The sequence below is a fragment of the Neisseria subflava genome (assembly GCF_024205705.1).
Classification (GTDB): domain Bacteria; phylum Pseudomonadota; class Gammaproteobacteria; order Burkholderiales; family Neisseriaceae; genus Neisseria; species Neisseria subflava_D.
Map to the genome: position 1 here is coordinate 1,522,129 of NZ_CP073115.1, position 25,661 is coordinate 1,547,789.

Genomic DNA, 25,661 nt, shown 5'->3' on the forward strand with positions numbered 1-25,661 from the left:
GGTAATAAATGATGAATAAAAAAGACATTCCGGCGAAGATGTTGGCTTTGCAACTCAAAGACCCCAATCTGCTGTACAACTGCTATATGCCGTTTTTAGAACACGGCGGCCTGTTCGTACCGACCGATGACGTATTCTCCCTAGGCGAAGACATCCTCTTGGCCGTAGAAATCGCCGACTACCCCAAACGCTTCCTGCCAACCAAAGTCGTTTGGATCAATCCGGCGCGCACTTCAGCCCACCGTCCCAAAGGCGTAGGCCTTGCATTCTCCGAACACGAAAGCTGCCTGCAAGCAAAAAACCTGATCGAAGCCGAGCTTGGTCCGCGCCTGCGCAGCGACCGCACTACTTTTACCCTGTAATACCATGTATTTAATCGATTCACATTGCCATCTCAACTTTGACGGCTTAAAAGACCGCCTACCCGAAGTCTTTGCCAATATGGAAGCGCAAAGCGTCAAACAGGCGCTTGCCATCAGCGTCAGCAAACAAAGTTTTGCCGAAGTCTTCGACATTGCTCAGGCAAACGACCACATCTACTGCACCATCGGCATACATCCTGACAGCCAAGAAGCAGAAGAATTTACCATTGCCGAAATGGTAGAAGCGGCCAAACATCCGAAAATCGTCGGTATCGGCGAAACCGGTTTGGACTATTACTGGTGCAAAGGCGATTTGTCATGGCAACATCAACGCTTTGCCGACCATATCCAAGCCGCCAACGAAAGCGGCCTGCCCGTTATCGTCCACACGCGTGATGCGGCCGAAGACACGTTGCGGATTTTGAAAGAGTGCCACACTAATTCCGGCGTGATTCACTGCTTCTCTGAAGACGTCGCCTTTGCCAAAGCCGCTTTGGATTTGGGCATGTATATCTCCTTCTCCGGCATTGTGACGTTTAAAAACGCGCCGCTGATACAGGAAGCCGCCAAATACGTCCCTGCCGATAGAATCTTGGTAGAAACCGATGCGCCCTTCCTCGCTCCGGTTCCCAAACGCGGCAAACAAAACGAGCCTTCCTACGTCCGCTATACAGCCGAGTTCTTAGCCAATCTGCGCTGCGAGAGCTTGGAAACATTGGCACAAAACACCAGCGACAATTTTTATCGCCTGTTTAAGAAAGTTCCCGATGGCCGTCTGAACAACGGTTAAGCCTAGAGCTTCTATCATCCGCTCTGCCTACCCGTCATCCGGGTTCTGCCTCAAACTCAACGGTAAACTCGAAATGGCTTGAGACAGAAACGCAATCGGCTTGCGCTATCTTCCGAACGGCAGACTTTTGAAGAATGGGAATTTTCCCATCAACACAATAAATAAGTTTAAATTCAAAATATTGCTTTCCTAAGCCCAACAAAACTCAAGGCCGTCTGAAAGTATTTTCAGACGGCCTCTTGCTTATTTTACCGATAGGATGTAAAACCTATCCTTCGAAATAAACGGTTCATCGAAACCGTACATCAATCGACACAATATGGACACAAACTCCGAAATGCACACCCACCCTAATTTTTACGCTATGCTGACTGCAGCCTGCCAAAAAAACGGTAAAGGCACGGTCATTTTCAACGACAAAGAAAAAATCAGCTATTCCTCCCTCAAACGCGAAGTAGAAACCGTCGCCGCCTATCTGCAACACCAAGGCGTACAATTTGGCGACAGAGTCGCCCTTGTCGTTTCCAACTCTCCCGAATTTATTGCCGCCTATTTCGCCATTACTTCCATCGGCGCGGTAGCCGTCCCACTCAACGTCTTTTTGAAAAGCGAAGAATTTTCCTACATCCTCAATGACTGCGGCGCACGCTTTATGTTCGCCTCCGCGCCGTTGGCCAAAGAACTCAAAAACATCAAAACCAAAACCAAAGTCAATAAAATCATCTGGATTGGTGAAACCAACGCCGCCAGTGGCGATGACAGCTATTTCGATGCCGCGCGTACATTCCCCGGCAAGCCAAATCTGAGCCGTCAGCCGTCCGTCAACGATTTGGCGCACATTATCTACACCTCCGGCACAACCGGCCACCCCAAAGGCGCATTAATCAGTTACAGCAACCTGTTTTCCAACCTTTCAGGCATCGAACAAATTTTCCAAATCTCGCAAAAAGACCGCTTCGTCGTCTTCTTGCCCATGTTCCACAGCTTTACGCTGACTGCCATGGTTTTGCTGCCGATATCTCAAGCCTGCTCGATTATTTTGGTCAAATCCGTCTTCCCGTTCTCCAACGTGTTGAAACAGGTTTTGCTCAAACGCGCTACCATTTTCCTCGGCGTACCGGCTATTTACACCGCCATGAGTAAAGCCAAAATCCCTTGGTATTTCAGATGGTTTAACCGAGTCCGTCTGTTTATCAGCGGCGGCGCGCCTTTGGCCGGACAAACCATTGACGATTTCAAAACCAAATTCCCGCGTGCCAAATTGCTGGAAGGCTACGGCTTGAGCGAATGCTCGCCCGTTGTGGCCGTCAATACTCCCGAACGCCAAAAAGCCGCCAGCGTCGGCGTCGCCCTGCCCGGCTTGACCGTGAAAGCCGTCGATGACGAATTGATCGAAGTGCCGCGCGGTGAAGTGGGCGAACTCATCATCAAAGGCGGCTCAGTCATGCAGGGCTACCTCAATATGCCTGACGCCACAGATGAAACCATCGTCAACGGTTGGCTGAAAACCGGCGACTTCGTCACCATAGACGAAGACGGCTTCATCTTCATCGTTGACCGCAAAAAAGACCTGATTATCTCCAAAGGCCAAAACGTCTATCCGCGCGAAATCGAAGAAGCCATCTACAAACTCGAAGCCGTGGAAGCCGCCGCCGTTATCGGTGTGAAAGACCAATACGCCGATGAAGAAATCATTGCCTTTATCCAACTCAAAGAAGGCATGAAACTGGAAGAAGCCGAAGTCCGCAGCCACCTGCGCGGCCTGTTGGCAAACTTTAAAATCCCCAAACAAATCATCTTCCAAGACGAGCTGCCGCGCAATGCCACCGGCAAAGTGTTAAAACGCAAACTCAAAGAACAGTTTCAAGACTAAACCGCTGTTTCAGACGGCCCCTTGATTCATGCATGCCGTCTGAAAACAACCTGTATTCCACAAACCTTTTCAGACGGCCACGACCATGACGACACCTATACTCGAAATCGAAAACCTAAACGGCTCCTTTCCGAGCAAGCAAGTCCTGCACAATATCAACCTGACCTTGCACCCCGGCCGCAAGCTGGCATTGGTCGGCGAGAGCGGCAGCGGCAAAACCGTATTGTCGCAAGGCATCATGCGCCTCAACCCGATGGTTAGCTTTGAAGGCCGTCTGAAATATTGCGGAACCGACCTGCTGACCCAGTCCGAACGCGCCCTGCAAAAGCTGCGCGGCTGCGAAATCGGCATGGTGTTTCAAGAACCCATGACCGCCCTCAACCCCGTTATGCGCGTCGGCGAACAAATCGCCGAAGTCCTGACCCTGCATTTGGGTTTGGATAAAAAACAGGCATGGGCGCGCGCCATCGAACTCCTAGACGAAACCGGCATCCACCAGCCCGAGCAAAAAGCCCAGGCTTATCCGTTCCAACTTTCCGGTGGCCAACGCCAGCGCGCCATGATTGCCATGGCTGTATCCGCCCAACCCAAGCTCCTGATTGCCGACGAACCGACCACTGCTTTGGACGTTGCCGTCCAAGCCCAAATTCTCGACCTGCTCTCACGCCTGCAGGAAGAACACGGCATGACCATGCTCTACATTACGCACGACTTGAACCTTGTGCGCCGTTTTGCCGACGATGTCGCCGTTATGCGTAACGGCCGTATCCTCGAAACCGGCAAAGCAACCGAAGTCTTCGCCAATCCGCAGCACGAATACACCAAAATGTTGCTCAACGCCGGCACAACGCGCCGAGTGGCTCCTTTGCCTGAAAACCCTGCCACCGTCCTTAAGGCCGAACAAATCGCCTTCTCCGTCAAAGAATCAGACGGCTGGTTTAAAAAACGCGACAAAACCATTCTCAACCCCGTTTCTTTCGATCTCAAATCGGGGGAAACATTGGGTATCATCGGCGAAAGCGGCTGCGGCAAAACCACGCTGGCAAAAGCCGTTATGCACCTTATCGATTCCGAAGGCAGCCTGCACATCAACGGCGAGCCATGGCGACACGAATTGCGCCGTGAAATCCAAATGGTGTTCCAAGACCCGTTCGGCGCATTCAATCCGCGCATGAACGTCTTCGATACCGTTTCCGAAGCCTTGCGCGTACACGAACCTGAAATGCCGCGCGAAGAAATGCGCCGCCGCGTCGAAGAAGTCCTCAAACAAGTCGGCCTGCCCGAAGATGCACTCGAACGCTATCCGCACGCATTCTCCGGCGGCCAGCGCCAACGCCTCGCCATCGCCCGCGCCATCATTGTCCGCCCAAAAATCCTCGTATTGGACGAACCAACCAGCGCGCTTGATGTCCAATGGCAACAACAAATCCTTGAATTGCTCAGCAGCCTGCAAAAAGAATACGGCCTCGCCTTCATCATCATCAGCCACGACCTCGCCGTGATCCGCGCCATTTCCCACCGTGTGATGGTGTTGAAAGACGGCAAAATCGTTGAAGAAGGCGAATGCGAAAACGTGTTTGCCAATCCAAGCAGCGACTATACGCGCCATTTGATTGCCCACTCCGGCCACATGGTTCAAGAGGCCGTCTGAATCTTTAAGGATTACGATAGGCACATTTCAAAAAAACTATTACCGGGTGGCGGCACTTGAAATTTTCCCTGTCTGCCACTATTCTAAACAACACATTTATTAATCCTGATTTAAAAGGAAACAAACATGAGCAGCGAATTGATTATCCATACCAGCGATGCCAACTTCGAACAAGACGTTTTGAAATCCGACGTACCTGTACTGCTGGACTACTGGGCACCATGGTGCGGCCCTTGCATAATGATTGCCCCAATCTTGGACGACATTGCCTCCGAATTCCAAGGCCGTCTGAAAGTCGTTAAAATCAACATCGACGACAATGAAGCCACTCCTGCCAAATTCGGCGTTCGCGGCATCCCTACCCTGATGGTGTTCAAAAACGGCGAAAACGTTGCCACTAAAGTCGGCGCATTGGCTAAAGGTCAACTGACTGCATTCGTTGAAGCTTCTATCGCTTAAGGTTTTAAGCATATAAAAAGGCCGTCTGAAACTTGTTTTCAGACGGCCTTTTTTGTATTCATTAAGCAGCCAATGGTTTCAAAGTCAGGCTGATATTGTCAGTCTTCACTTTAAACAGCAAATCAATATTCGGATGCTTACCCGGATTGGCTTCGGCATCGGCAACATGTTCGGCAAACCATGCCAGGCCGCGTTCTGCCGCCACTGTGTCCAGCTTGCCATCAAATTCTTGTGCCAAAGCATGGTAAAGCTTGAGCGAGCCTTGTTTGCCGGGCGCATTGGGAATGTGATGAACCACATTGCCCTCTTTATCGAGAATATCCAAGCCGCTCAAATGGTCGATGGCAGGCATGGTGGCCAGATTATCTTGAAAGCTCATGATTGTCCTTTCTGATGTGGGTTTTAAAGCAAACCATATAACAAGGCCGTCTGAAAGTTGATGTTTGACACTTTTCAGACGGCCTTAAACATTTCAATTAACGTGTACCGAAAATCTTATCGCCGGCATCACCCAAGCCTGGGATGATGTAGCCGTGTTCGTTCAAGTGGCTGTCGAGCGCGGCAGTGTAGATGGTTACATCAGGATGCGCGTCATTAACGGCTTTCACGCCTTCCGGAGCGGCAACCAATACCAATGCCTTGATATTGCTGCAACCTTTGGCTTTCAGAAGGTCGATGGTCGCAACCATAGAGCCGCCGGTCGCCAACATCGGGTCGATAATCAGGGCGGGACGCTCGGCCATGCTGTCAACGAATTTCTCAAAGTAAGAAACCGGTTTCAGCGTTTCTTCATCGCGCTGCAAGCCGACAACGCTGATTTTAGCGGTAGGAATCAGGTCGAGTACGCCGTCGAGCATACCCAAACCGGCACGCAAAATAGGGACAACGGTCAAGGTTTTGCCTTTGATACGGTCGCCTTCGATGGAGCCACACCAACCGTCGATGATGTATTTTTCGGTTTCAAAGTCGCGGCTGGCTTCGTATGCCATCAGGCGTGCCAGCTCGGTAGTGAGCGTGCGAAATTTGTAGGTGCTGCATTCCGCCTCGCGCATCAAAGTCAGTTTGTGGCGGACGAGGGGATGATTGATGACGGTAACGTTCATTTTCTGTATTTCCGAGTTTCGTTGACGGAGTGAATTATACTTTTTTTCACGAATGGCGGAAAGGGTATGTTTCGTGCGAAAGGCCGTCTGAATCAGGGTTTCAGACGGCCTTTGTCAACAATTTTACATTACGGAATATTGTGGATAATTAAGCTTTCAGCAATTCTTGCAGTTCGCCGGCTTCGTACATTTCCATCAAAATGTCAGAACCGCCGACAAATTCTCCGTTGACGTACAGTTGAGGAATAGTCGGCCAGTCGCTGTATTCTTTAATGCCTTGGCGTACGGCATCGTTTTCCAATACGTTGACGGTTACATAGTCGGTGCAACCTGCCGCATTCAGGATTTGTACGGCACGGGAAGAGAAGCCGCATTGCGGGAATTGCTTCGTGCCTTTCATGAACAATACGACGCGGTGGGTGGTTACGACTTCTTTGATTTGATCGTGGATAGAGGACATGTGTGTTCCTTTTACTAAATCGGTTGTTCGGGGAAAATCAAATTTCCTGCCATTATACGCAAATTGATGGAGTTGAGGGGGCGTTTCTCAACATCGGATCTGACCGTTGCCGTTAATATAGAATTTGGTCGAAGTCAGCGCTTCCAAACCCATCGGGCCGCGGGCGTGCATTTTTTGGGTGGAAATACCGATTTCCGCGCCCAATCCGAAAACAAAGCCGTCGGTAAACCGAGTGGACGCATTGACATAAACCGCCGCCGCATCAATGCTTTCTTGGAAAAACTCGGCATGAGCAATGCTTTGGGTCACAATCGCTTCCGAGTGATGCGTCGTGTGGCCGTTAATCCAATCGACGGCTTCTTCCACTGTTTTCACTATTTTGACCGACATAATATAGTCAAGAAACTCGGTACTGTAATCTTCCTCGGTTGCCAAAACAGCATTTTTAAACATACGCAATGCTTCCTGATCGGCTCTAAATTCGACCGGATGCACTTTGACAATGGCTTCTTCCAGTTTGGGCAAAAACGCTTCCGCTATCTTTTCGTGGACAACCAAAGACTCTGCGGCATTGCACACGCTCGGACGCTGCGTTTTGGCGTTCACGACGATATCGACCGCCATCTCAAAATCGGCACTGTCGTCCACATAAATATGGCAATTACCGACTCCGGTTTCAATGACGGGAACTTTCGATTTCTCTTTCACCGTCTGAATCAAGCGCACGCCGCCGCGTGGAATCAGTACATCAATATAATCGACTGCCTGCATCAATTCCTCAGCGGCGGCATGACTGGTATCTTCGACCAGCTGCACCACATCGGCATCCATTCCCGCTTTTACCAAAGTCTGCCTGATAACGGCAATTAATGCAGTATTGGAATGGATGGCATCGCGACCGCCGCGCAAAATAATGGCATTGCCGGTTTTAAAGGCCAGAGAAAACGCATCGACCGAAACATTCGGGCGGCTTTCAAAAATCATGGCGACCACGCCCAAAGGCACGCGTTTTTGAACAATCTTCAAACTGTCCAGATTGGTATAGCCGCGAACAACCTGCCCAATCGGATCCTGCAAATCGGCAACCTGCTCAACGCCTTCCGCAATGCCTTTGATGCGTTCGTGATTCAAGCGCAGCCTGTCGAGCATAATGTCCGAAATGCCGTTTTCTTTTGCAGCGGCCAAATCGCGGGCATTTTCCACCAAAATCATCTCAGCCTGTTCAACCAAAGCCACCGCAACCTGACGCAGCAGATTGTTTTTTTCCACGCTGCCCAAGCTGATTAACGTTTTACTGGCTTTTTGAGCATTCTTGCCCAACTGTTCGATATAGTTCATCAAACCTCCCTATTTCTCTTGTGCAAACCACGTTCCGATAGGCGCGCCATCTAAAACCTGAAGGATATCGCGCGGATTGGCGCTGTTCATCAACACCATCTGGCCATGATGTTCAAACATCATCTGCGCGCTCTTAATCTTACTGAGCATGCCGCCCGTACCAAACTTACTGCCCGATCCGCCGGCAGAAGCAATAATTTCTTCGGTAATATCGGCCACATGGCTGCGCAGCTTGGCATCGGCGTGAACAGCCGGATTTTTATCAAACAAACCGTCAATATCGGACAACATAATCAGCAAATCGGCTTTAACGATTTTCGCCACAACTGCCGACAAACGGTCGTTATCGCCAAACTTGGTCGCATGGTCCATCTCGTCCACGCTGACCGCATCGTTCTCATTGACAATGGGGATAACGCCGATGGAAAGCAGGGATTCAAAGGCATTGGTAACGTTTGCCAAACTTTCCGGATATTCGACCACATCACGCGTCAGCAGGATTTGCGATACCGTCATCCGATAATGGGAAAAAATCTGCGAATAAAGACTCATCATGGCCACTTGGCCGACGCTGGAAACAGCCTGCTGCTGCGCCATTTCCGCCGGACGTTTTTCCATATTGAGGACATTCAGCCCAAAGCCCATCGCGCCGGAAGACACCAGCACAATTTCTTTGCCCTTACTGACCAAGCTGGAAATGACAAAGGCCAGTTGGTCGATTTTTGCCAAATTGATTTTACCGTTTGGCAACACCAAAGAGCTGGTTCCAATCTTAATGACAATGCGTTTTACTGCTTCAAAATCTCGTTTCATTATTCTCCTCTGCTTTCTATTTTTATGATTGCATGCGGCATTATTTCAGCCAAACGTATCTACATCATAACTGCGAAACAATAGAAAATACAGACAAAATTAAAAACGCTTCCTTTAAAAGCCGTATTTTCAGCTCTTATCCGAATCTGTTAACAACAAAACAAAAGGCCGTCTGAAACCCGATTTCAGGTTTCAGACGGCCTTTTACCGATTGTTGAGAATCCGGCCTGCCACGATAAATACAGATCGTTCCCTACAAACGCTTATTGGTGTTCAGAAATAATTTTCAGCATTTGCGCCAATACCTTAGGATTGGCCGCAACGATGTCGCCGCTTTCCAACCAGCCTTCATCGCCGGACATATCGGTAACGATACCGCCTGCTTCTTGGACAATCAATGCACCGGCGGCAATATCCCAAGGTTTGAGGTTGAACTCGAAGAAACCGTCCAAGCGGCCGGCCGCAACGGCACACAAATCCAAAGAAGCCGCGCCTTCACGACGGCCGCCGGCGGTTTTGGCCAAGAAGTCTTTCAAAATCGCCAGATACTTGTCCATCATGCTTTGATCGACAACAGGGAAGCCGGTACCGATCAGGCAGCGGTTCAATTCGATGCGGTTGGAAACGCGGATGCGGCGGTCGTTGAGCAACGCGCCTTTGCCGCGGGAAGCCATATATACGTCGTTGCGCTCAGGTGCGTACACCAAAGCTTCTTGCAACACGCCTTTGTGCAGGAGTGCCATAGAAATGGCGTATTGGGGATGGCCGTGGAGGAAGTTGGTTGTGCCGTCGAGCGGGTCGATAATCCATTCGTACTCGGCGGTGGCTTTACCGTGGGAGCCGCCTTCTTCGCAAGTGATTTTGTGATGCGGATAGGCTTCTTTGAGCGCTTCCACCAAAATCATTTCGGAGCTGCGGTCAACATCGGAAACGAAGTCGTTGAATGCTTTGCTGTCTACTTTGACGGCATCCAGATTGCCGGCGGCGCGAATCATCATTTGCCCTGCTTTACGGGCGGCTTTGAAAGCGGTATTTAAAAACGGATTCATGGTTTTCTTCCTAATTCAGGTAAAATACGCCCTAATGCGCCGAACATGGCACACAAAAGGCTGTTAATCGTTTCCGATGCTGTTAAAGAACATTTCAGACGGCATGGAAAAAGGCCGTCTGAAAACAAAAAGATGGCGCATTATACCTGATTCCCGTACAAACAGAAAATAAAACATGACTTCCGAAAAACCCGCCCTGCCCGCTTACCTGGACAACATCCGCATCATCCTCACTCGCACCAGCCATCCTTCCAATATCGGTTCTGCCGCGCGCGCCATGAAAACGATGGGCCTGCACAAACTGACCATCGTCGCCCCAAATCTGATGGCAACGCCGATGACGGAAAATCCGCCCGTGTTCGACCCGGAGCGTCCGCAATCGTTTAAATTACCGGAAGAAAGTTTCATCCTCGCTTCCGGCGCGGCAGACGTTTTGGAAAATGCCATTATTGCCGCTTCTTTGGACGAAGCCCTTGCCGACACCACCATCGCCTGCGCCCTGACCAGCCGCCGCCGCGAAATTACTGCGCCGCTGCAAACCCCGCGCGAGTTGGTGCCCGAATTACTGCAGGCCGCCAACCGCGGCGAGAAAGTGGCGCTGGTCTTCGGCAATGAAACTTTCGGTTTGAGCATCGAAGAAGTCCAAGCCTGCAACCGACTGATGACCATCAACGGCAATCCCGACTATTTCTCGCTCAACCTCGCCCAAGCCGTGCAGGTTGTGTGCTACGAAATCTTCAGCCAAACCGATTCGCCCATGACCCATCTGCAACAAGAAGACCACGCTGCGACCCACGAGCAAATCAAAGGCATGGTCGCCCACATGGAAAGCGTGATGAACGACATCGGCTTTTTCAACCGCCGCAACGGCGAGCGCCTGATGCGCCGTATGCAGAGCCTGTTCGGACGCGCCAACACGCAAACCGAAGACATCGACATCCTGCGCGGTTTTTTCAATACCGTCAGCCACCGTATCCATAAAAAAGACTGATTAAGGCCGTCTGAAAACATTTCCAGCTTTTCAGACGGCATGACTGATATTCGGATAAGCATGAATTACGCCCTAGACGCATTATGGTGGAAACTCACCAGCCAACCCGTCCGCGACCTCGCCTCGCTGCTGACTGCGCCGCCTTTGTGGCAAAGCGGTTGCGAATTGAGCGTGCGCGAACTACTGGGAGAACTCGGTTTCCGCTACCTTTTGGCATTGGATGCCGATCCCGCGCCGCTGAATGAACACCTTGCCCAACGCGCCCCATTCGGGCACCGCCTCGGCATTTATGCCGAAGAGCTGCTGGCTTTTTGGTTTGCCAACGCGCCGCACGCCAAACTGCACGCATACAACCTGCCCGTTTTTTCAGACGGCCAAACCTTAGGCGCCGCGGATTTTGTCGTTTCCCTCAACCAACAGCCCTACCATATCGAGCTGGCGTGTAAATACTACGGCGGCAACCAAGTGCAAAACCTGCGCGGCCTCAACCCTAAAGACACGCTGACGGACAAAGCCGCCAAACTGGTGCAGCAATCCCAGCTGCTACATACACCGCAAGGCAAAGCGACCTTAGCCGCACAAGGCCTGCCGGAGAACCCTCTCCCTGCTTCCATCGTGCGCGGCATCGGATTTTTTCCACACGGTTTCCATGCTTTTGAGCCACCGCTTAATCCATACGGCTGGCGCGGCGTCTATATTCAAGATTGGGCGGAATACGGGTTTGAACGCCAAGAAGCCCGCTACCATCTGCTCGACCGCATGGCCTATCTCGCGCCTGCGCGTGTTGCCGAAACCGAAACATTAAACGCAACCGAAATCCGCCGTATCGACCAAGGCTTGATTGCCGTTTTGGAATTACGGCCGGACGGCTTTTGGCACGAAATCGAACGCATCATGAAGGCCGTCTGAAACCATTTACCCACTTTAAGAGAACCCATTACATTATGAACGCCGCACAACTCGACCATACCGCCAAAGTTTTGGCTGAAATGCTGACTTTCAAACAGCCTTCCGATGCCGTCCTCTCCGCCTATTTCCGCGAACACAAAAAGCTCGGCCGCCAAGACCGCCACGAAATCGCCGAAACCGCCTTTGCCGCGCTGCGCCACTATCAAAAAATCAGCACTGCCCTGCGCCGTCCGCACGCACAGCCGCGCAAAGCCGCTCTCGCCGCACTGGTTCTCGGCAGAAGCACCAACATCAGCCAAATCAAAGACCTGCTTGATGAAGAAGAAACAGAGTTCCTCGGCAATTTGAAAGCCCGCAAAACCGAGTTTTCAGACGGCCTGAATACCGCCGCAGAATTGCCGCAATGGCTGGTGGAACAACTGCAACAGCATTGGAGCGAAGAAGAAATCCTCGCCTTCGGCCGCAGCATCAACCAACCTGCCCCGCTCGACATCCGCGTCAATACCTTGAAAGGCAAACGCGATAAAGTGCTGCCATTGTTGCAAGCCGAAAGTGCCGATGCAGAGGCAACGCCTTATTCGTCTTGGGGCATCCGCCTGAAAAACAAAATCGCGCTTAACAAACACGAACTGTTTTTGGACGGTACACTGGAAGTCCAAGACGAAGGCAGCCAGCTGCTTGCCTTATTGGTGGGCGCAAAACGCGGCGAAATCATTGTCGATTTCTGTGCCGGCGCCGGCGGTAAAACCTTGGCTGTCGGTGCGCAAATGGCCAACAAAGGCAGAATCTACGCCTTCGATATTGCCGAAAAACGCCTTGCCAATCTCAGACCGCGCATGACCCGCGCCGGACTGACCAACATTCACTCCGAACGCATCAGCAGCGAACACGATACCCGTATTGCCCGACTGGCAGGCAAAGCCGACCGTGTGTTGGTGGACGCTCCCTGCTCCGGTCTGGGTACTTTACGCCGCAATCCCGACCTTAAATACCGCCAATCCGCCGAGACCGTAGCCAACCTTTTGGAACAGCAACACAGCATCCTCGATGCCGCCTCCAAACTGGTGAAACCGCAAGGCCGTTTGGTGTACGCCACCTGCAGCGTGTTGCCGGAAGAAAACGAGCTGCAAGTCGAACGTTTCCTGTCCGAGCATCCCGAGTTTGAACTCGTCAACTGCGCCGAACTGCTGCAAAGCCTGAAGATCGATTTGGATACCGGAAAATACCTGCGCCTCAACTCCGGAGAACACCAAACCGACGGCTTCTTTGCCGCTGTATTGCAACGTAAGGATTAAGGTTGAAAAAGGCCGTCTGAAATCCTTTCAGACGGCCTTTTTGATAGATTTTTTACATTAAAATCATTAGAAACGATAGTCGCGCTCTGCAATAATATACTTTAAGGCATGTATCTCGACCTTTTATCAGAATATTGTGAAAAGCTGGAAAAAATGCTCTATGCTTTGTAAATGTATGTGTTCTCGTTCAAAATTCGCCCGGTCATGCCTCAGGCGATACCCGATACGGACAACGATAATATATAAATCATTTGGTTAAAAATCATGTCGCATATTTATTCTTCCCCCACAAAGCCCCGTTTATTGTCATCGGCCGTTGCCGTCGCCTGCTGTCTGCTGCCGTTTCAGACGGCCTCTGCATACAGCCTGCAAGACATCCTCAGGGACGCTTTAATCAGCGATCCGATTGTGCGTGAAGCCAAAGCCACTCAAGAAGCTGCGCAAAGCACGACCAAAGCCACGCGTGCGCGCCATTATCCTGTCGTTACCCTGACCGGCACGAAAGTGCTGGCGCAACACAATAAATACAACAGCAACAATATGGATGACGGTATCGGCGTGCGCGGCAGCGTGAACATTTACTCATGGGGTGCGATTGAAGCCGCCGTCCGCCGCGACCGCAGCCGCGAAGAATACTATCAACACAAATACACCGAAAGCCAAGAGCAGCTGGGCAGCGATATCGGCCGCCTCTACCTGAGCGCATTACGTGCAAAAGAAACCCTGATCCTCAACGAACAGACTTTGGCACGCCATAACGCCCTCATAAAAACCCTGACCACAATCGTCAAACAGGATGCCGGCCGCCACTTTGAACTGATTGAAGCGCGCGCACGCCAGCTGCAAGTAGCCAACATTATCGCCCAACAACGCCGCACCATGGATTTGGCTCTGAGCCGTCTGTCCCGCTATACCTCGCGCCAACTGACCGCCAACGATTTGGAAGATCCGTTTAAAAACGACACAGCAAAATCCATCAGCGAACGCTTCAACAACCCCAACCGCAATAATAATCCGTCCTATCAGGCACAATTGGCCGAACGCGACAGCGTCCGTGCCGATTTGGACGCTTCCAAAGCCGAACGCCTGCCTGCCCTCAATTTGGAAGGCAGTGCAACGCGCAACACCAGACAGCTTTATTTAAACGTTGCATGGAATGTGCTGGATATTGCCGCAAGACACAATGTGGAACGCAATGCCAAATCATTGATTGCCGCAGAAGCCAAGTCCGAACAAATCCTGCGCGACATGAACGAACGCGTTCAAACTTCCGCCATCGATATGCAAGAAAGCGAACAGCGTACCGCATTAACAGCTCAACATATTCTCGCTCAAAAAGATGTTATCAAAGCCTATGAAATGCAATTTAGAGTTGCAAGACGTACGCTGACCGACGTTTTGAGTGCATACAGCGAGTTGTCCTCCATCGAGCAGGATTATGTTGCCGCCCGCAACGATTTCCGCGATGCGGCGCTCGACTATTTAAATACTCAGGCCAAAATCTCCGCTTGGGTCGGTTTGGCAAAAAAATAAAGCCATATCCGCCGGTTAAATCAAAAACATTACGCGAAAAAATATGAAAGCCATCATTGAACACATCGTTTTAGTGACCCGCCTTTTAGGTGCGCCCGTATCCGAAGCCGCTTTGTCCGCCGAAGTCGTGCGCGACAAAAAGCTCAAGGTCAACTATCACTCACTGGTCGAAGTCCTGCGCAGCCACGGCTTTGAAAACACCTTATCCAAACGCAATCTGGAAGACATTCCCTCGCTCGCCGTGCCGGTCATGATTATCCTGCACAACGAAGAGGCAGCGGTCATCACCCAAATCGAAGGCTCCGGTCAAGAGCGCAAATACCATATCCGCCAAGTTGACGGTTTGGAACAGGAACTCAGCCATGAGCAGCTTTCCGGCCTGTATTTGGGCTACTGCTGGTTTATCAAACCCAAAATGGCGACCGATATGCGCTCGGAGCTGCCTGAATACCATCTGCCCAAAGCATGGTTTTGGAAAGTCATTTGGCGTTTCCGCAGCTACTACTACCAAGTCATTTTGGCCACCATCATCATCAACTTCCTTGCGCTCGTCAGCTCCCTGTATGTGATGAACGTGTACGACCGCGTGATTCCCAATCAGGCCTATGAAACCTTGTGGGTATTGAGCATCGGCGTGGTCTTGGCGATTTTGTTTGAGTTTGCCGCCAAGATGATTCGCGGTCATTTGACCGATATTGCCGGTAAAAAAGCTGACCTGATCATCAGCTCCGCCCTGTTCCGTCGCGTGATGGCATTGCGTTTGGCAGACCGTCCTGCTTCCTCCGGTTCATACGCCAGCAATTTGCGCGAATTTGAAGCCGTGCGCGAGTTTATGACCAGTGCCAGCTTGTTGACCATCGTCGACTTGCCTTTCCTGTTGCTGTTTATCTTCGTGATTTCCATGGTCGGCGGCAAACTGGCACTCGTTCCCCTGACCATCATTCCGATTGTCGTGATTGTCGGTTTTGTCGTACAACGCCCGCTCTCTCGCCACATCAATGAATCGATGAAAGAAGGTTCGCAACGCTCCGGCCTTGCCGTTGAAGCCATCGAAGGCATCGAAACCCTGAAAACCAACAACGCCACATCTTGGGCGCAACAACGTTGGGATGAATACACCGCCAAAACTTCTGCTTCTTCCATCAAAGTCAAGGACACCAGCAACTTCATGGTCAACTTCGCCGTTGCCATGCAGCAGCTCAATACTGTCTTTTTGGTCGTTGTCGGTACCTATCTGATTCATGCCGACAACCATGCGGAACGAATTACCATGGGTGCTTTGATTGCCTCCGTGATTCTGTCCGGCCGCGCCTTGGCGCCGTTGGCACAAATCGCTGGTTTGGCCACCCGCTTCCAACAGGCCAAACTTGCCCTCAAAGGCGTAAACGACATCGTTACCCGCCCTATCGAGCGCAATCCGGAACGCAAATATATTACTTTGGACAACGTTCAAGGCAATATTACCTTTGAAAACGTATCGTTCAAATATCAAGCCGACAACAACAGCGCCGTCGAAGATTTGCGCCTGACCATCAAACCGGGAGAAAAAGTCGGTATTTTGGGCCGTATCGGCAGCGGTAAAAGCACCATGCTCAAACTGGCCAGCGGTCTGTACGATACCGAAAAAGGCAACGTTACCCTTGACGGCGTCGATATGCGCCAGCTTGACCCCAACTTCCTGCGCGATCAAGTCCTGCTGTTGAGCCAATCGCCACGCCTGTTCCTCGGCACATTGCGTGAAAACATGGACTTGGCGCGTACCGGTAGCTATTCTACCGACCAAGACTTACTGACTGCGCTCAACCGTTTCGGCCTCGACAAAATCATCCGCAACCATCCGCGCGGTTTGGATATGCCTTTGGGTGAAGACGGTTTGGGCTTGTCAGGCGGTCAAAAACAAATCATCGCCCTGGCGCGCATGACCTTGCGCAATCCGAAAGTCGTCCTACTGGACGAACCGACCACCAGCCTGGACCAGGCTACCGAACGTATGGCGCTCAATGCCATCGCCCAATGGGGTCGCAACCGCACCATGCTTTTGGTAACCCACCGTCCGCAAGTGCTGCAAATCGTCAACCGCATCATTGTGATGGACAATGGTAAAGTCGTAATGGACGGTCCGCGCGACCTGGTATTGCAAAAACTCATGCAAAACGAACAGGCCAAAGCAGCCAACGTCAAACAACAACAGCAACAAGCTGCCGCCGCCAAACAGCAACAACAAGCTGCCACAGCCCCTCAATCGGCAGCACAATAAAGCAAAAGGCCGTCTGAAAATCTACTTACCCTTTCAGACGGCCTGCCCTAATGGTTAAAATCCACCAAACACAATATAGATACACGATTATGAGCCGCGAAAACAACGTCAAATCCAAAGACCTGCACCTCATCAACGACCTCAATGCTGCCCTTCAAAAAGAAAAACACAGTGGCCAGTTTATTGTCATCATCCTGTTTTTTATTCTGATGATTGTCTTCGTTATTTGGGCTTACAACAGCCCTGTCGAAGAAGTTACCCGTGGCAACGGCAATATCATTCCTAGCAGCCGTGAGCAAGTAATCCAAAGCCTGGATCCCGGCATCGTAACCGAAATCATGGTTAAAGAAGGCGATATGGTCGAGAAAGATCAGATTCTGATGAAACTCGACGACACACGCAGCTCCGCCGTTTTGCGCGAAAGCAAAGCCAAAGTCGCAAACCTCGAAGCCACTATTGCCCGCCTTAAAGCCGAAGCCTACGGCACCAAGCTCTCCTTCCCAGACAGCGTGAGCCCTGAGCTTCGCCGTCGCGAAATTGCCGCCTACAAAGCACGCCGCCAAGTCATGGTGGATGCCATCAACGGCCTATCCAAAAGCAAGGCCGCACTTGATCGAGAGATTGCCATTACTGCTCCTCTTGTTTCCGAAGGTTATGTTTCCGAAGTCGAACTTTTAAGAATGCGCCGAGATTCCGCAGACTTGGCTACTCAAATCTCCGAACGCCGCAACCGTTACAAAGCCGATGCCAACAACGAACTCTTGCAAGCCGAATCCGAGCTGGCTCAATCCAAAGAAAACGTTGCCATGCGTGCCGACCCGGTTGAACGCTCGCAAATCCGCGCGCCTATGCGCGGCATCGTCAAAGGCATAAAAGTCACGACCATCGGCGGCGTTGTGAACGCAGGCGAAGACATCATGCAAATCGTCCCGGTTGACGACAAACTGCTGGTCGAAGCCTATATCCGTCCGCAAGACATTGCCTTTATCCGCGCAGGCCAACCTGCATTGGTTAAAGTCAGCGCATACGACTACTCCATCTACGGCGGTTTGGAAGGCAAGGTTACCCTCGTTGGTGCCGATACCGTCAGCAACTCCATGCAAAACCGTGCCAACGACTTGAAACTCGACCCGAACCAAGTTTATTACCGTGTTCTCGTCCAAACCGAAAACAACTCCCTGAAAGACAAAAACGGCAAACCTATGCCGATTATTCCGGGTATGGTCGCAACGGTGGACATCAAAACCGGCGAAAAAACCATCTTCCAATACCTGATCAAACCGATTACGCGCATGAAACAAGCGTTAAGCGAACGCTAATCGATAAACCGATAAAAGGCCGTCTGAAAATTTTCAGACGGCCTTTTATATTATATAATTAATCAAATTCATTTTTGATATAACATTATTAACCTAAAAGTAAATATCATTATTCTATAAATGAATAAAAATTAATTAATTTTATTAATCTATCTGCATTGCCTATGATAAATAGCATTGCTTTATTTCTAAAATGGATTTTATCACATAGAAATAGGAAAAGTTATGGATAAAGAAAATATACCCCAAGAGAACAAAAGAAATTACTTATTATGGGCATTAGCAATTTTTGCTTTAATAGCATTCCTTATTGTTCTAGGATTCTATATTTTTCATTTCAAAACATTATTTATTATCAAAGATTCTGCGACATGGGGAACATTTGGTGATTATGTCGGTGGCACCCTAAATCCTATTATTAGCTTTCTAGCACTCATTGGCCTACTCTATACCATCCATCAGCAGGCACAGGAAATGGAAGCAACGCGTAATGAATTAAAACAGTCAGCAGAACAACAAAGTCGTCAATCTGAAATTTTTAATCTTCAACAATTTGAGTCAACATTTTTTTCCCTATTAGAACAGCATAATAATATCCTTGAAAAAATCACCAATAATAACAATAAAATAATCAAAAATAAAAAATTCAATAACTTGAAATTAAGCATTGAAGATGAAAGTATTAAAGAAATATATAACAACTACTTAGAACACGAGGAACTCTATTCATTAAACCAATCCCATATAGAAAATAGCAATAGATATATAAGAAATAATATACGCCAAAATCCTGAACTAAGAAGATACTTCATTATCCTATTCCAAATTCTTAAGTTTATCTCAATAAGTTTATCTACAGATCGTCAAGCTATTACAACTTCTTTCTCCTCTAATAATGAACAATCCAGGGAAATTCTAAGTAGCTTATATATCGATCCTAAAGAAAAAATCTATAGTAATATACTTCGCTCTTTAATTCCTAATGAAATTCTTAAAATACTAGCTTTGAATTGTCTCACTCTAGATAATTCGACCGATATACAAAATTTAAAAACTTTTTTTAATTTTCAAGGGCTACTGAACAGATATAATTTTTTAGAACATTTACAATTAATATTTAGTAATGATGTATGCCCAATTAAAAATCATCATGAATTCATATGTTTATTTCTTTTAAAAACAATAGGTATTGATGATTTACAAGGATCCTTTTCAAACAATTATACACCAGAGGAAATAACAGATTTATTTATGAATTCCCAAAAAAACTTTATTTCAATATTAAATGATAAAATCTCCAAACTAACAGTAAATATTAAAAATTACAATATGTTATCATCAAATGAACAAGCTAGAGAAACAGAAACCATATTGAAAAAATTTTCAAATATGCTCTCAATTTTAAAAAGCATAGAAAACTAATTTATATATTAATATTAAATTTTACCCAATAAGTAAAAGGCCGTCTGAAAGTTTTCAGACGGCCTTTGGTTTATGTTTTAAATACCTCCTTATCCGGCAGGCAAATTACTTCTCCTTAAAAGCATTACCGACAAACGTCCTTTTCGGATTGCCGCGCTCTACTTGATAGAGTTGCGTGTGCTGCTCCTGCGCAAAACTTCCTGCCTGTCCGGCATGATGCTCCGCCAGCTTTTGCGCCAATAACATTACCGCCAATTTCTTATTGGCGTGCTGGCTGCGTTCGCTCTCGACCCGCACGAAAATGCCACTTTCTTTATGGGTAGCGCGGACAGCACTCTCGGTTTTATTGACGTGTTGCCCACCCTTGCCGCCCGAACGGCAGGTTTGAAACTCGATTCCGTTTTCAGACGGCATTTCATACATCTGCGGCATATCGGGCAAGCGAAAAACGCCTATATACCAATTTTTGCGCGGATGTTTCGGGCGGACAGGGCTGGGGCATATCCATTGGAGCGACCCCTGCCAAGTTTGTGCCAAACTTTCGGCTTGCTGCCCTTCCAATTTGAGCGTTGCCGACAAAATGCCGTGCTTATCGGCGGTTTCGGTAACAAGTTCGGCATCAATGCCTTTTACTTGAGCTTCGGCAAGCAATTTGGCCAAGACGAAACGGGCAAATATTCGGCACTCTGCCGGCCCTTGCGCGGTAGAAATTTGCAGATAAACCGCTGGTGTATTCTGTTTCATCTTTACGCTCCACACTCGCCGCCGGTTTTATAGGTCAAAACAGGTTTAAACCGCGCAACCAATTCAATCAAACCTGCATTTTTCATGGTGGCAATAACGCTGTCGATGCTTTTATAAGCCTGCGGTGCTTCTTCAAAAATCAAGGCCTTATCCTGACAAACGACCACACTGCCGAATTCGGTCTGGCGCAGGCTGTCGGCAGTATATTTGTGCGACAGCCTGCCTTTGCATTCGCCGCGCTGCCACTTCCGACCTGCGCCGTGAGCCAAGGTATTCAAAGAAATTTGGCAGTCTTCGGCAGGTCGAACCAGATAGCTGTAATCGCCGCGCGAGCCGGGTATCATGACCAAGCCTTTATCAGTGGGCGTTGCGCCTTTTCGGTGCAGCCAACCGGTTGTGCCGTCAATCTCGGTTTGTTCCAAAAAATTATGATGGACATCGAGCAGGCATATTCCTTCTGAGCGCCAACGGTCGAGCATTCTGGCTGCAATCAAACGGCGGTTAAGGCTGGCAAATTCCAGGGCTGCTTGGTGTTCGGCAAGATAGGCTGCCGCCGCTTCGCCCTCTTCCGCCAAACCTTGATGCCCAAAGGCGGCAATATGGCGTTGCAAAATCTGCTGACCCAATCCGCGCGAACCGCTATGCACCAACAGTTGCAGATGGTTTTCATCGAAATCGGGCGGAAGCAGATCGGCGCGATAAACGTTATCAACGGTTTGTAACTCGGCAAAATGGTTGCCGCCGCCAATCGTACCTACAGCAAGGCCGTCTGAAAATTGGCGCATATCGACAGCGTCGCCTAATAAATCAACCTGTTCGTCTTTGTCCAACGGTGTATCGATATTGCCCAGCTGTTTGGCGAGTTTGGCCGGTTTGAGTTTGGCTGCGCGTAAATCGGTCTGCCAAAACGCCATGCCGCAACCGATGTCGTTTCCAATCAGGGCAGGATAAAAATGACGGTCGCTGAAAAATGCCGCGCCAACCGGATAACCGCGCCCTGCGTGTAAATCCGGCATTCCGGCAACACGCAACATATGCGGTAATCGGGAGGTGGTTTCGAGCTGTGCGACAGCGTTGCCTTCAATCCATGTATTTGAATCGGCAATAATTTGAATATGATGGGGATAATTGCCCATGTGTTTATGCTTTCTTTAAAACGGATAGAAACCGTCAACAGATGACAGGTATCCACCGTCTGCGAAATGTTCAGACGGCCTGGTTTCTAGCCGATAATCGTAGGGAAAGCAGCCCGAAGCGGGCGACATGGAATGCGAAAAGCGTTATCCGAAAGTCAGACCGACGCTTGGGCTACAAAGAATGTGATTGAGCGGATTGAAGTATTGCGTGTCATGGCTTGCTCCTTTCTTTGCATGAGAATATTAAAAACGTTCGGATTATAGAAGGTTCATTTCTAATCATGCAAACTTACTGACATCAATCTGCCAATAATGTTGCATAAATGGCAACTATTGAGAACATAATTTAGGCCGTCTGAAAACTTTTCAGACGGCCTTTGATGCCCAATAATCCTTACAAAACAACGGTTGGATAAGATCCAACAACTTTCACGAAGGAAGCGCGTTCTCCCAAAAGCTGCAAGGCTTTTTGGACATTTTCATCGCTTTGATGGCCTTCGATATCGATGAAGAACAGGTATTCCCACAAAACCGATTTACTTGGGCGGCTTTCAAATTTGGTCATGGAAATGCCCAACTCGGTGAAAGGTTGCAACAACGAAGTAACGGCACCGGCACGGTTGGGGGCGGATACAACCAAAGAAGTTTTGTCATTGCCGCTGCGGCCGGTTTCTTGATGCCCCATCACCAAGAAGCGCGTGGTGTTGTTCGGTTCGTCTTCGATACACTCGGCAGCAAAGCTCAACTGATAAATTTCCGCGGCAATACGTCCGGCAATGGCGGCCACATTCGGGCTGTCAGACTCGGCAACCAAACGCGCCGCTTCGGCATTGCTGGCTACGGCGATACGTTCGGCATTAGGCAGATTGCGGCCAAGCCAGTCGTTGCATTGCGCCAATGCTTGGGCATGGGCGAAAACTTTGGTAATGCCGCCGATTTCGTGGCTGTCTTTACGCAACAGGTTGTGATGAATGCGGACAACCACTTCGCCGCAGGCTTTCAAAGCGGTTACGGCCAGCAAGTCCAAAGTGCGACCCACCGAGCCTTCGGTCGAGTTTTCCACCGGCGCCACCAAATAATCGGCTTGGCGCGTTTCGACTTGTTTGAAGCAGTTGTCGATGGTGGTACATGCCATGGTGTGTGCGGCGTGGCCGAAATGTTTGATGGCGGCTTGCTGGGTAAATGTTCCCTTCGGCCCTAAATAGGCAATCGTCAGCGGACGCTCTACCGCCAAACATTCGCTCATAATCTCGCGAAACAGCCGGGTAACTGATTCATCCGGCAAAGGGCCGCGGTTCAAATCCTGAATCCGGCGCAAAACGGCCACTTCCCGTTCAGGACGGTACACCGCGCCCGTCCCTTTCAATTCGCCGATAGCATGCGCATGACCGGCGCGCTCGTTGAGCAAACGGAGGATTTCCGCATCGATGCTGTCGATGGCATTGCGGTGCGGCAATAATTGTTCGTCTATGGATAAAGGCATAAGCTGTCTCGCAATTTTGTGAGGGATATTTTCATTTTAACATTAAAGACCGTCTGAATTCTGTTTTCAGACGGCCTCAACACTATCTTTATCTAACTTTATCGTCTATCAGGTTTGCAAACGCCGCCAATTCCATCATAATTAAGCCTTTTGAACGACAAGGCCTATTCCATGCACTCAAACGGACTTTACACCCGTTTTCTGCCCGATGAAGAAGCAACCCTGAAACTGGGTGAAGAATGGAGCAAGCAGCTTTCCGCTCCGCTGACCATCTATCTTGAAGGAGGATTGGGTGCAGGCAAAACCACGCTGACACGCGGGATTTTGCGCGGACTGGGACATACGGGCGCAGTCAAAAGCCCGACTTACACCATTGTCGAATCTTATCCGCTGGATGCATTCACCCTCCACCATTTCGACCTCTACCGCTTTACCATGCCTGAGGAATGGGAAGATGCCGGTTTGGACGAATTGTTTGCGCCCGACAGCATCTGCCTCATCGAATGGCCGCAGCAAGGTGGGGAATTCACGCCTCCGGCAGATATTACCATTACATTGACGTACACCGATAAGGGCAGAACCTGCACCTTTTCCGCCCACACAAACCAAGGCCGAAAAAGTTTAGAATCATGGTCAAATTAACTAGAAGACACATTCTCCGTCAAGGCACAGGACTATTTCTCACCCTCACGCCCGTGGGGGTTGCATTGGCCAAACCGGCCTCTCCTGCGCAATTCCTTGCCGTCCGCATTTGGCCGGCGAACGCCTACACACGCGTTACCCTTGAGAGCAACCACTCGATGAAATACCAACATTTTATGTTGGACAACCCCAGCCGGTTGGTTGTAGATATTCAAGGAGCTGAAATCAACAGCGTCCTGCAAGGCATTTCCAGCAAAGTGCTGTCTAACGACCCTTTTATCCGCAGCATTCGCGCCGGTCAAAATACGCCCAGCACCGTGCGTATCGTCATCGACCTCAAACAAAGCACCCATCCGCAAGTCTTTGCACTCGCACCCGTCGGCAACTTCAAAAACCGCTTGGTTATCGACCTCTATCCGCACGGCACAGATGCCAACGACCCGATGATGGCCTTGCTCAACGGCAATGTTCCCAAACAACGTCAAAATACCAATATCGCATACGACACCCCTGCCCCTAAAAACAATCGCGGCAGCGGTGGCAACCGCCGTCCCGTGATTATGATCGATCCCGGTCATGGCGGCGAAGACCCCGGCGCAATCGGCCCGAGCGGCCTCAAAGAAAAAAACGTCGTACTCTCCATCGCACGCGAAACCAAAAAACGCCTCGAAGCCTTGGGTTACAACGTATTCATGACGCGCAACGAAGACATCTTTATCCCATTGGGCGTACGCGTTGCCAAAGGCCGTGCGCGCAATGCCGACGTATTCGTATCCATCCACGCCGATGCCTTTACCAGCCCGTCCGCACGCGGTACCGGCGTGTACATGCTCAATACCAAAGGCGCGACCAGCTCGGCGGCAAAATTCCTTGCCCAAACCCAAAACAACGCCGACGCCATCGGCGGCGTACAAACCAGCGGCAACCCCAATGTCGACAACACGATTTTGGACATGACCCAAACCGCAACCCTGCGCGACAGCCGCAAGCTCGGCCATTCCGTCTTGACCGAATTGGGCAAACTCAACCAACTGCACAAAGGCCGCGTTGACGAGGCCAACTTCGCCGTCCTCCGCGCGCCGGATGTTCCGTCCATTTTGGTGGAAACCGCCTTCCTCTCCAACCCTACCGAAGAGCGGCTGCTCGGCAGCGAATCATTCCGCCAACAATGCGCCCAAGCCATTGCCACCGGTATTCAAAAATACATCAATACCGCCGTTTTACGACGCGGATAATGGCTTAATGAAACAAAGGCCGTCTGAAAATTTTTCAGACGGCCTTATCTTTTCAAACAATCTATTTAACCGCACTTCCCTACCGCAGCCGGATACACCGATACCTTCGTCTGCGTCAATGCAAACAAGTTTTCCAACTGCATTTGCGCCTGACGGTTGGCATGTTCCAAAATCTCAGCCTTACATGCGCTTTGCAATACCTGCCGTTTCGCCTCTTCCTGCACCGTCTTGAATACAGACTTATCCATAGGCAGCAAATTAAACGAGCCGGTCTGAATATCGTACACTTCGATATTTTCCAAATCCACGCTCAAGATTTCCACCGCCGGCAGGCTGATCAATACCTTGTCGTCCACAATATTGACATTGTCCGCGCCTAACTTGTCCAAATCCAAACCGGCCAACACCTTACCGCGCACAATAAAAATACCGCTTTGAGAATCCTGCCAAAGCCTGCGCCAATCCCCTTTTTTCTCCGTACGGATAATCGTATCGATATAAAACGCCGTACTTTCCAAGCGGTTCATCTGCTTAATCTGCATCAAAACCCCCTCACGGGACAAAACCTGATGTTCTTCGTTCTGACCATGCAGGGCATAAAACCAGCCGCCTGCAGCCGTCAACGCACACAACACCAGCACGACCAATCCGCGCCCAAGCATTTTCATTTCAAACATCCCCCATTAAAATAATCATCAAAGCATTCCCCATATTCTCCCAAAACCGTCAATTTCAAGCCATACCCAGGCCGTCTGAAACATTAAAACTCATTACCAAAAAGTAATAAAAAATCCCAA

At 49.8% G+C, this 25,661-nt stretch carries 24 protein-coding genes; 14 read left to right on the forward strand and 10 right to left on the reverse strand.

Annotated elements, in window-relative coordinates; genetic code table 11:
- The first annotated feature begins 8 nt into the window (after window positions 1–8).
- The 5 genes from KCG54_RS07435 (at window position 9) to trxA (ending at window position 5,135) form a co-directional block, all read left to right on the forward strand.
- Window positions 9–362: a PilZ domain-containing protein gene (locus KCG54_RS07435; protein WP_003682949.1), complete on the forward strand. Its 354-nt coding sequence runs from the start codon at window positions 9–11 to the stop codon at window positions 360–362.
- A gap of 4 nt (window positions 363–366) precedes the next feature.
- A complete protein-coding gene (locus KCG54_RS07440) occupies window positions 367–1,152 on the forward strand; it encodes a TatD family hydrolase (RefSeq protein ID WP_150537550.1) in 786 nt (261 codons plus the stop codon).
- Between the two features lie 319 nt (window positions 1,153–1,471).
- Window positions 1,472–3,025, forward strand: a complete 1,554-nt coding sequence (locus KCG54_RS07445) for a fatty acid--CoA ligase (protein ID WP_254323830.1) — start codon at window positions 1,472–1,474, stop codon at window positions 3,023–3,025.
- A gap of 85 nt (window positions 3,026–3,110) precedes the next feature.
- The gene (locus KCG54_RS07450; RefSeq protein ID WP_254323831.1) at window positions 3,111–4,676 is read left to right on the forward strand and encodes an ABC transporter ATP-binding protein; all 1,566 of its coding nucleotides are present in this window, start codon (window positions 3,111–3,113) and stop codon (window positions 4,674–4,676) included.
- 126 nt (window positions 4,677–4,802) lie between these two features.
- A complete protein-coding gene (trxA, locus tag KCG54_RS07455) occupies window positions 4,803–5,135 on the forward strand; it encodes a thioredoxin TrxA (protein ID WP_137040569.1) in 333 nt (110 codons plus the stop codon).
- A 61-nt stretch (window positions 5,136–5,196) separates the two neighbouring features.
- Here the strand turns inward: trxA and KCG54_RS07460 are convergent, their stop codons facing one another.
- From KCG54_RS07460 to KCG54_RS07485, 6 genes are all read right to left on the reverse strand, one after another.
- Window positions 5,197–5,514, reverse strand: a complete 318-nt coding sequence (locus KCG54_RS07460) for a DUF2322 family protein (RefSeq protein WP_254323832.1) — start codon at window positions 5,512–5,514, stop codon at window positions 5,197–5,199.
- A 97-nt stretch (window positions 5,515–5,611) separates the two neighbouring features.
- Window positions 5,612–6,238, reverse strand: a complete 627-nt coding sequence (gene upp, locus KCG54_RS07465) for a uracil phosphoribosyltransferase (protein ID WP_039864255.1) — start codon at window positions 6,236–6,238, stop codon at window positions 5,612–5,614.
- A 148-nt stretch (window positions 6,239–6,386) separates the two neighbouring features.
- On the reverse strand, window positions 6,387–6,698 hold the full coding sequence (grxD, locus tag KCG54_RS07470) for a Grx4 family monothiol glutaredoxin (RefSeq protein ID WP_003681608.1): 312 nt from the start codon (window positions 6,696–6,698) through the stop codon (window positions 6,387–6,389).
- Window positions 6,699–6,785: 87 nt separating this feature from the next.
- Window positions 6,786–8,036, reverse strand: coding sequence for a glutamate-5-semialdehyde dehydrogenase (locus KCG54_RS07475; protein ID WP_254323833.1), 1,251 nt, complete (start codon window positions 8,034–8,036; stop codon window positions 6,786–6,788).
- A gap of 9 nt (window positions 8,037–8,045) precedes the next feature.
- Complete coding sequence (proB, locus tag KCG54_RS07480; RefSeq protein WP_003683195.1) at window positions 8,046–8,849, reverse strand: glutamate 5-kinase; 804 nt, start codon at window positions 8,847–8,849, stop codon at window positions 8,046–8,048.
- A 263-nt stretch (window positions 8,850–9,112) separates the two neighbouring features.
- Window positions 9,113–9,898, reverse strand: coding sequence for an inositol monophosphatase family protein (locus tag KCG54_RS07485; RefSeq protein WP_003681056.1), 786 nt, complete (start codon window positions 9,896–9,898; stop codon window positions 9,113–9,115).
- Window positions 9,899–10,073: 175 nt separating this feature from the next.
- On the opposite strand from KCG54_RS07485, the gene KCG54_RS07490 reads away from it, so the two are divergent.
- The 7 genes from KCG54_RS07490 to KCG54_RS07520 all read left to right on the forward strand — a co-directional run bounded on the left by KCG54_RS07490 (window position 10,074) and on the right by KCG54_RS07520 (window position 19,624).
- Entirely contained in the window at window positions 10,074–10,889 is an 816-nt protein-coding gene (locus KCG54_RS07490) for an RNA methyltransferase (RefSeq protein WP_254323834.1), read from the forward strand.
- Between the two features lie 39 nt (window positions 10,890–10,928).
- Window positions 10,929–11,798 (forward strand): DUF1853 family protein, encoded by an 870-nt coding sequence (locus KCG54_RS07495; RefSeq protein ID WP_254323835.1) that lies wholly within the window; start codon window positions 10,929–10,931, stop codon window positions 11,796–11,798.
- 35 nt (window positions 11,799–11,833) lie between these two features.
- Complete coding sequence (locus KCG54_RS07500) at window positions 11,834–13,093, forward strand: RsmB/NOP family class I SAM-dependent RNA methyltransferase (protein WP_254324999.1); 1,260 nt, start codon at window positions 11,834–11,836, stop codon at window positions 13,091–13,093.
- Window positions 13,094–13,357: 264 nt separating this feature from the next.
- Window positions 13,358–14,626, forward strand: coding sequence for a TolC family protein (locus KCG54_RS07505; RefSeq protein ID WP_432761001.1), 1,269 nt, complete (start codon window positions 13,358–13,360; stop codon window positions 14,624–14,626).
- A 43-nt stretch (window positions 14,627–14,669) separates the two neighbouring features.
- Entirely contained in the window at window positions 14,670–16,883 is a 2,214-nt protein-coding gene (locus KCG54_RS07510) for a type I secretion system permease/ATPase (protein WP_254323836.1), read from the forward strand.
- A gap of 89 nt (window positions 16,884–16,972) precedes the next feature.
- Entirely contained in the window at window positions 16,973–18,202 is a 1,230-nt protein-coding gene (locus KCG54_RS07515; RefSeq protein WP_254325001.1) for an HlyD family type I secretion periplasmic adaptor subunit, read from the forward strand.
- Window positions 18,203–18,427: 225 nt separating this feature from the next.
- Window positions 18,428–19,624, forward strand: a complete 1,197-nt coding sequence (locus tag KCG54_RS07520; protein ID WP_254323837.1) for a putative phage abortive infection protein — start codon at window positions 18,428–18,430, stop codon at window positions 19,622–19,624.
- A 105-nt stretch (window positions 19,625–19,729) separates the two neighbouring features.
- Here the strand turns inward: KCG54_RS07520 and prfH are convergent, their stop codons facing one another.
- The 3 genes from prfH to pheA form a co-directional block, all read right to left on the reverse strand.
- Window positions 19,730–20,368: a peptide chain release factor H gene (gene prfH, locus KCG54_RS07525; protein WP_254323838.1), complete on the reverse strand. Its 639-nt coding sequence runs from the start codon at window positions 20,366–20,368 to the stop codon at window positions 19,730–19,732.
- 2 nt (window positions 20,369–20,370) lie between these two features.
- On the reverse strand, window positions 20,371–21,504 hold the full coding sequence (locus tag KCG54_RS07530) for an RNA ligase RtcB family protein (RefSeq protein ID WP_254323839.1): 1,134 nt from the start codon (window positions 21,502–21,504) through the stop codon (window positions 20,371–20,373).
- Window positions 21,505–21,898: 394 nt separating this feature from the next.
- The gene (pheA, locus tag KCG54_RS07535; RefSeq protein ID WP_049323519.1) at window positions 21,899–22,987 is read right to left on the reverse strand and encodes a prephenate dehydratase; all 1,089 of its coding nucleotides are present in this window, start codon (window positions 22,985–22,987) and stop codon (window positions 21,899–21,901) included.
- Between the two features lie 171 nt (window positions 22,988–23,158).
- On the opposite strand from pheA, the gene tsaE reads away from it, so the two are divergent.
- Together tsaE and KCG54_RS07545 are read left to right on the forward strand one after the other, a co-directional pair.
- Window positions 23,159–23,629, forward strand: a complete 471-nt coding sequence (gene tsaE / locus KCG54_RS07540) for a tRNA (adenosine(37)-N6)-threonylcarbamoyltransferase complex ATPase subunit type 1 TsaE (protein ID WP_070625833.1) — start codon at window positions 23,159–23,161, stop codon at window positions 23,627–23,629.
- Entirely contained in the window at window positions 23,617–24,864 is a 1,248-nt protein-coding gene (locus KCG54_RS07545; RefSeq protein ID WP_254323840.1) for an N-acetylmuramoyl-L-alanine amidase, read from the forward strand. The genes tsaE and KCG54_RS07545 overlap by 13 nt, the downstream gene beginning before the upstream one ends.
- 65 nt (window positions 24,865–24,929) lie before the next feature.
- On the opposite strand, the gene KCG54_RS07550 is transcribed toward KCG54_RS07545, so the two are convergent.
- Window positions 24,930–25,541: a DUF4230 domain-containing protein gene (locus KCG54_RS07550; protein WP_079454262.1), complete on the reverse strand. Its 612-nt coding sequence runs from the start codon at window positions 25,539–25,541 to the stop codon at window positions 24,930–24,932.
- Window positions 25,542–25,661 lie beyond the last annotated feature (120 nt).

What these genes read in the sequence shown, in the direction of transcription:
- KCG54_RS07460 (WP_254323832.1), bottom strand. Translation starts at nt 5,514, where the DNA reads ATGAGCTTTCAAGATAATCTGGCCACCATGCCTGCCATCGACCATTTG.
- KCG54_RS07445 (WP_254323830.1), top strand. Translation starts at nt 1,472, where the DNA reads ATGGACACAAACTCCGAAATGCACACCCACCCTAATTTTTACGCTATG.
- grxD (WP_003681608.1), bottom strand. Translation starts at nt 6,698, where the DNA reads ATGTCCTCTATCCACGATCAAATCAAAGAAGTCGTAACCACCCACCGC.
- tsaE (WP_070625833.1), top strand. Translation starts at nt 23,159, where the DNA reads ATGCACTCAAACGGACTTTACACCCGTTTTCTGCCCGATGAAGAAGCA.
- trxA (WP_137040569.1), top strand. Translation starts at nt 4,803, where the DNA reads ATGAGCAGCGAATTGATTATCCATACCAGCGATGCCAACTTCGAACAA.
- KCG54_RS07495 (WP_254323835.1), top strand. Translation starts at nt 10,929, where the DNA reads ATGACTGATATTCGGATAAGCATGAATTACGCCCTAGACGCATTATGG.
- KCG54_RS07435 (WP_003682949.1), top strand. Translation starts at nt 9, where the DNA reads ATGATGAATAAAAAAGACATTCCGGCGAAGATGTTGGCTTTGCAACTC.
- proB (WP_003683195.1), bottom strand. Translation starts at nt 8,849, where the DNA reads ATGAAACGAGATTTTGAAGCAGTAAAACGCATTGTCATTAAGATTGGA.
- KCG54_RS07485 (WP_003681056.1), bottom strand. Translation starts at nt 9,898, where the DNA reads ATGAATCCGTTTTTAAATACCGCTTTCAAAGCCGCCCGTAAAGCAGGG.
- KCG54_RS07440 (WP_150537550.1), top strand. Translation starts at nt 367, where the DNA reads ATGTATTTAATCGATTCACATTGCCATCTCAACTTTGACGGCTTAAAA.
- KCG54_RS07550 (WP_079454262.1), bottom strand. Translation starts at nt 25,541, where the DNA reads ATGTTTGAAATGAAAATGCTTGGGCGCGGATTGGTCGTGCTGGTGTTG.
- KCG54_RS07545 (WP_254323840.1), top strand. Translation starts at nt 23,617, where the DNA reads ATGGTCAAATTAACTAGAAGACACATTCTCCGTCAAGGCACAGGACTA.
- prfH (WP_254323838.1), bottom strand. Translation starts at nt 20,368, where the DNA reads ATGAAACAGAATACACCAGCGGTTTATCTGCAAATTTCTACCGCGCAA.
- KCG54_RS07450 (WP_254323831.1), top strand. Translation starts at nt 3,111, where the DNA reads ATGACGACACCTATACTCGAAATCGAAAACCTAAACGGCTCCTTTCCG.
- KCG54_RS07505 (WP_432761001.1), top strand. Translation starts at nt 13,358, where the DNA reads ATGTCGCATATTTATTCTTCCCCCACAAAGCCCCGTTTATTGTCATCG.
- KCG54_RS07500 (WP_254324999.1), top strand. Translation starts at nt 11,834, where the DNA reads ATGAACGCCGCACAACTCGACCATACCGCCAAAGTTTTGGCTGAAATG.
- KCG54_RS07520 (WP_254323837.1), top strand. Translation starts at nt 18,428, where the DNA reads ATGGATAAAGAAAATATACCCCAAGAGAACAAAAGAAATTACTTATTA.
- pheA (WP_049323519.1), bottom strand. Translation starts at nt 22,987, where the DNA reads ATGCCTTTATCCATAGACGAACAATTATTGCCGCACCGCAATGCCATC.
- KCG54_RS07475 (WP_254323833.1), bottom strand. Translation starts at nt 8,036, where the DNA reads ATGAACTATATCGAACAGTTGGGCAAGAATGCTCAAAAAGCCAGTAAA.
- KCG54_RS07515 (WP_254325001.1), top strand. Translation starts at nt 16,973, where the DNA reads ATGAGCCGCGAAAACAACGTCAAATCCAAAGACCTGCACCTCATCAAC.
- KCG54_RS07510 (WP_254323836.1), top strand. Translation starts at nt 14,670, where the DNA reads ATGAAAGCCATCATTGAACACATCGTTTTAGTGACCCGCCTTTTAGGT.
- KCG54_RS07490 (WP_254323834.1), top strand. Translation starts at nt 10,074, where the DNA reads ATGACTTCCGAAAAACCCGCCCTGCCCGCTTACCTGGACAACATCCGC.
- upp (WP_039864255.1), bottom strand. Translation starts at nt 6,238, where the DNA reads ATGAACGTTACCGTCATCAATCATCCCCTCGTCCGCCACAAACTGACT.
- KCG54_RS07530 (WP_254323839.1), bottom strand. Translation starts at nt 21,504, where the DNA reads ATGGGCAATTATCCCCATCATATTCAAATTATTGCCGATTCAAATACA.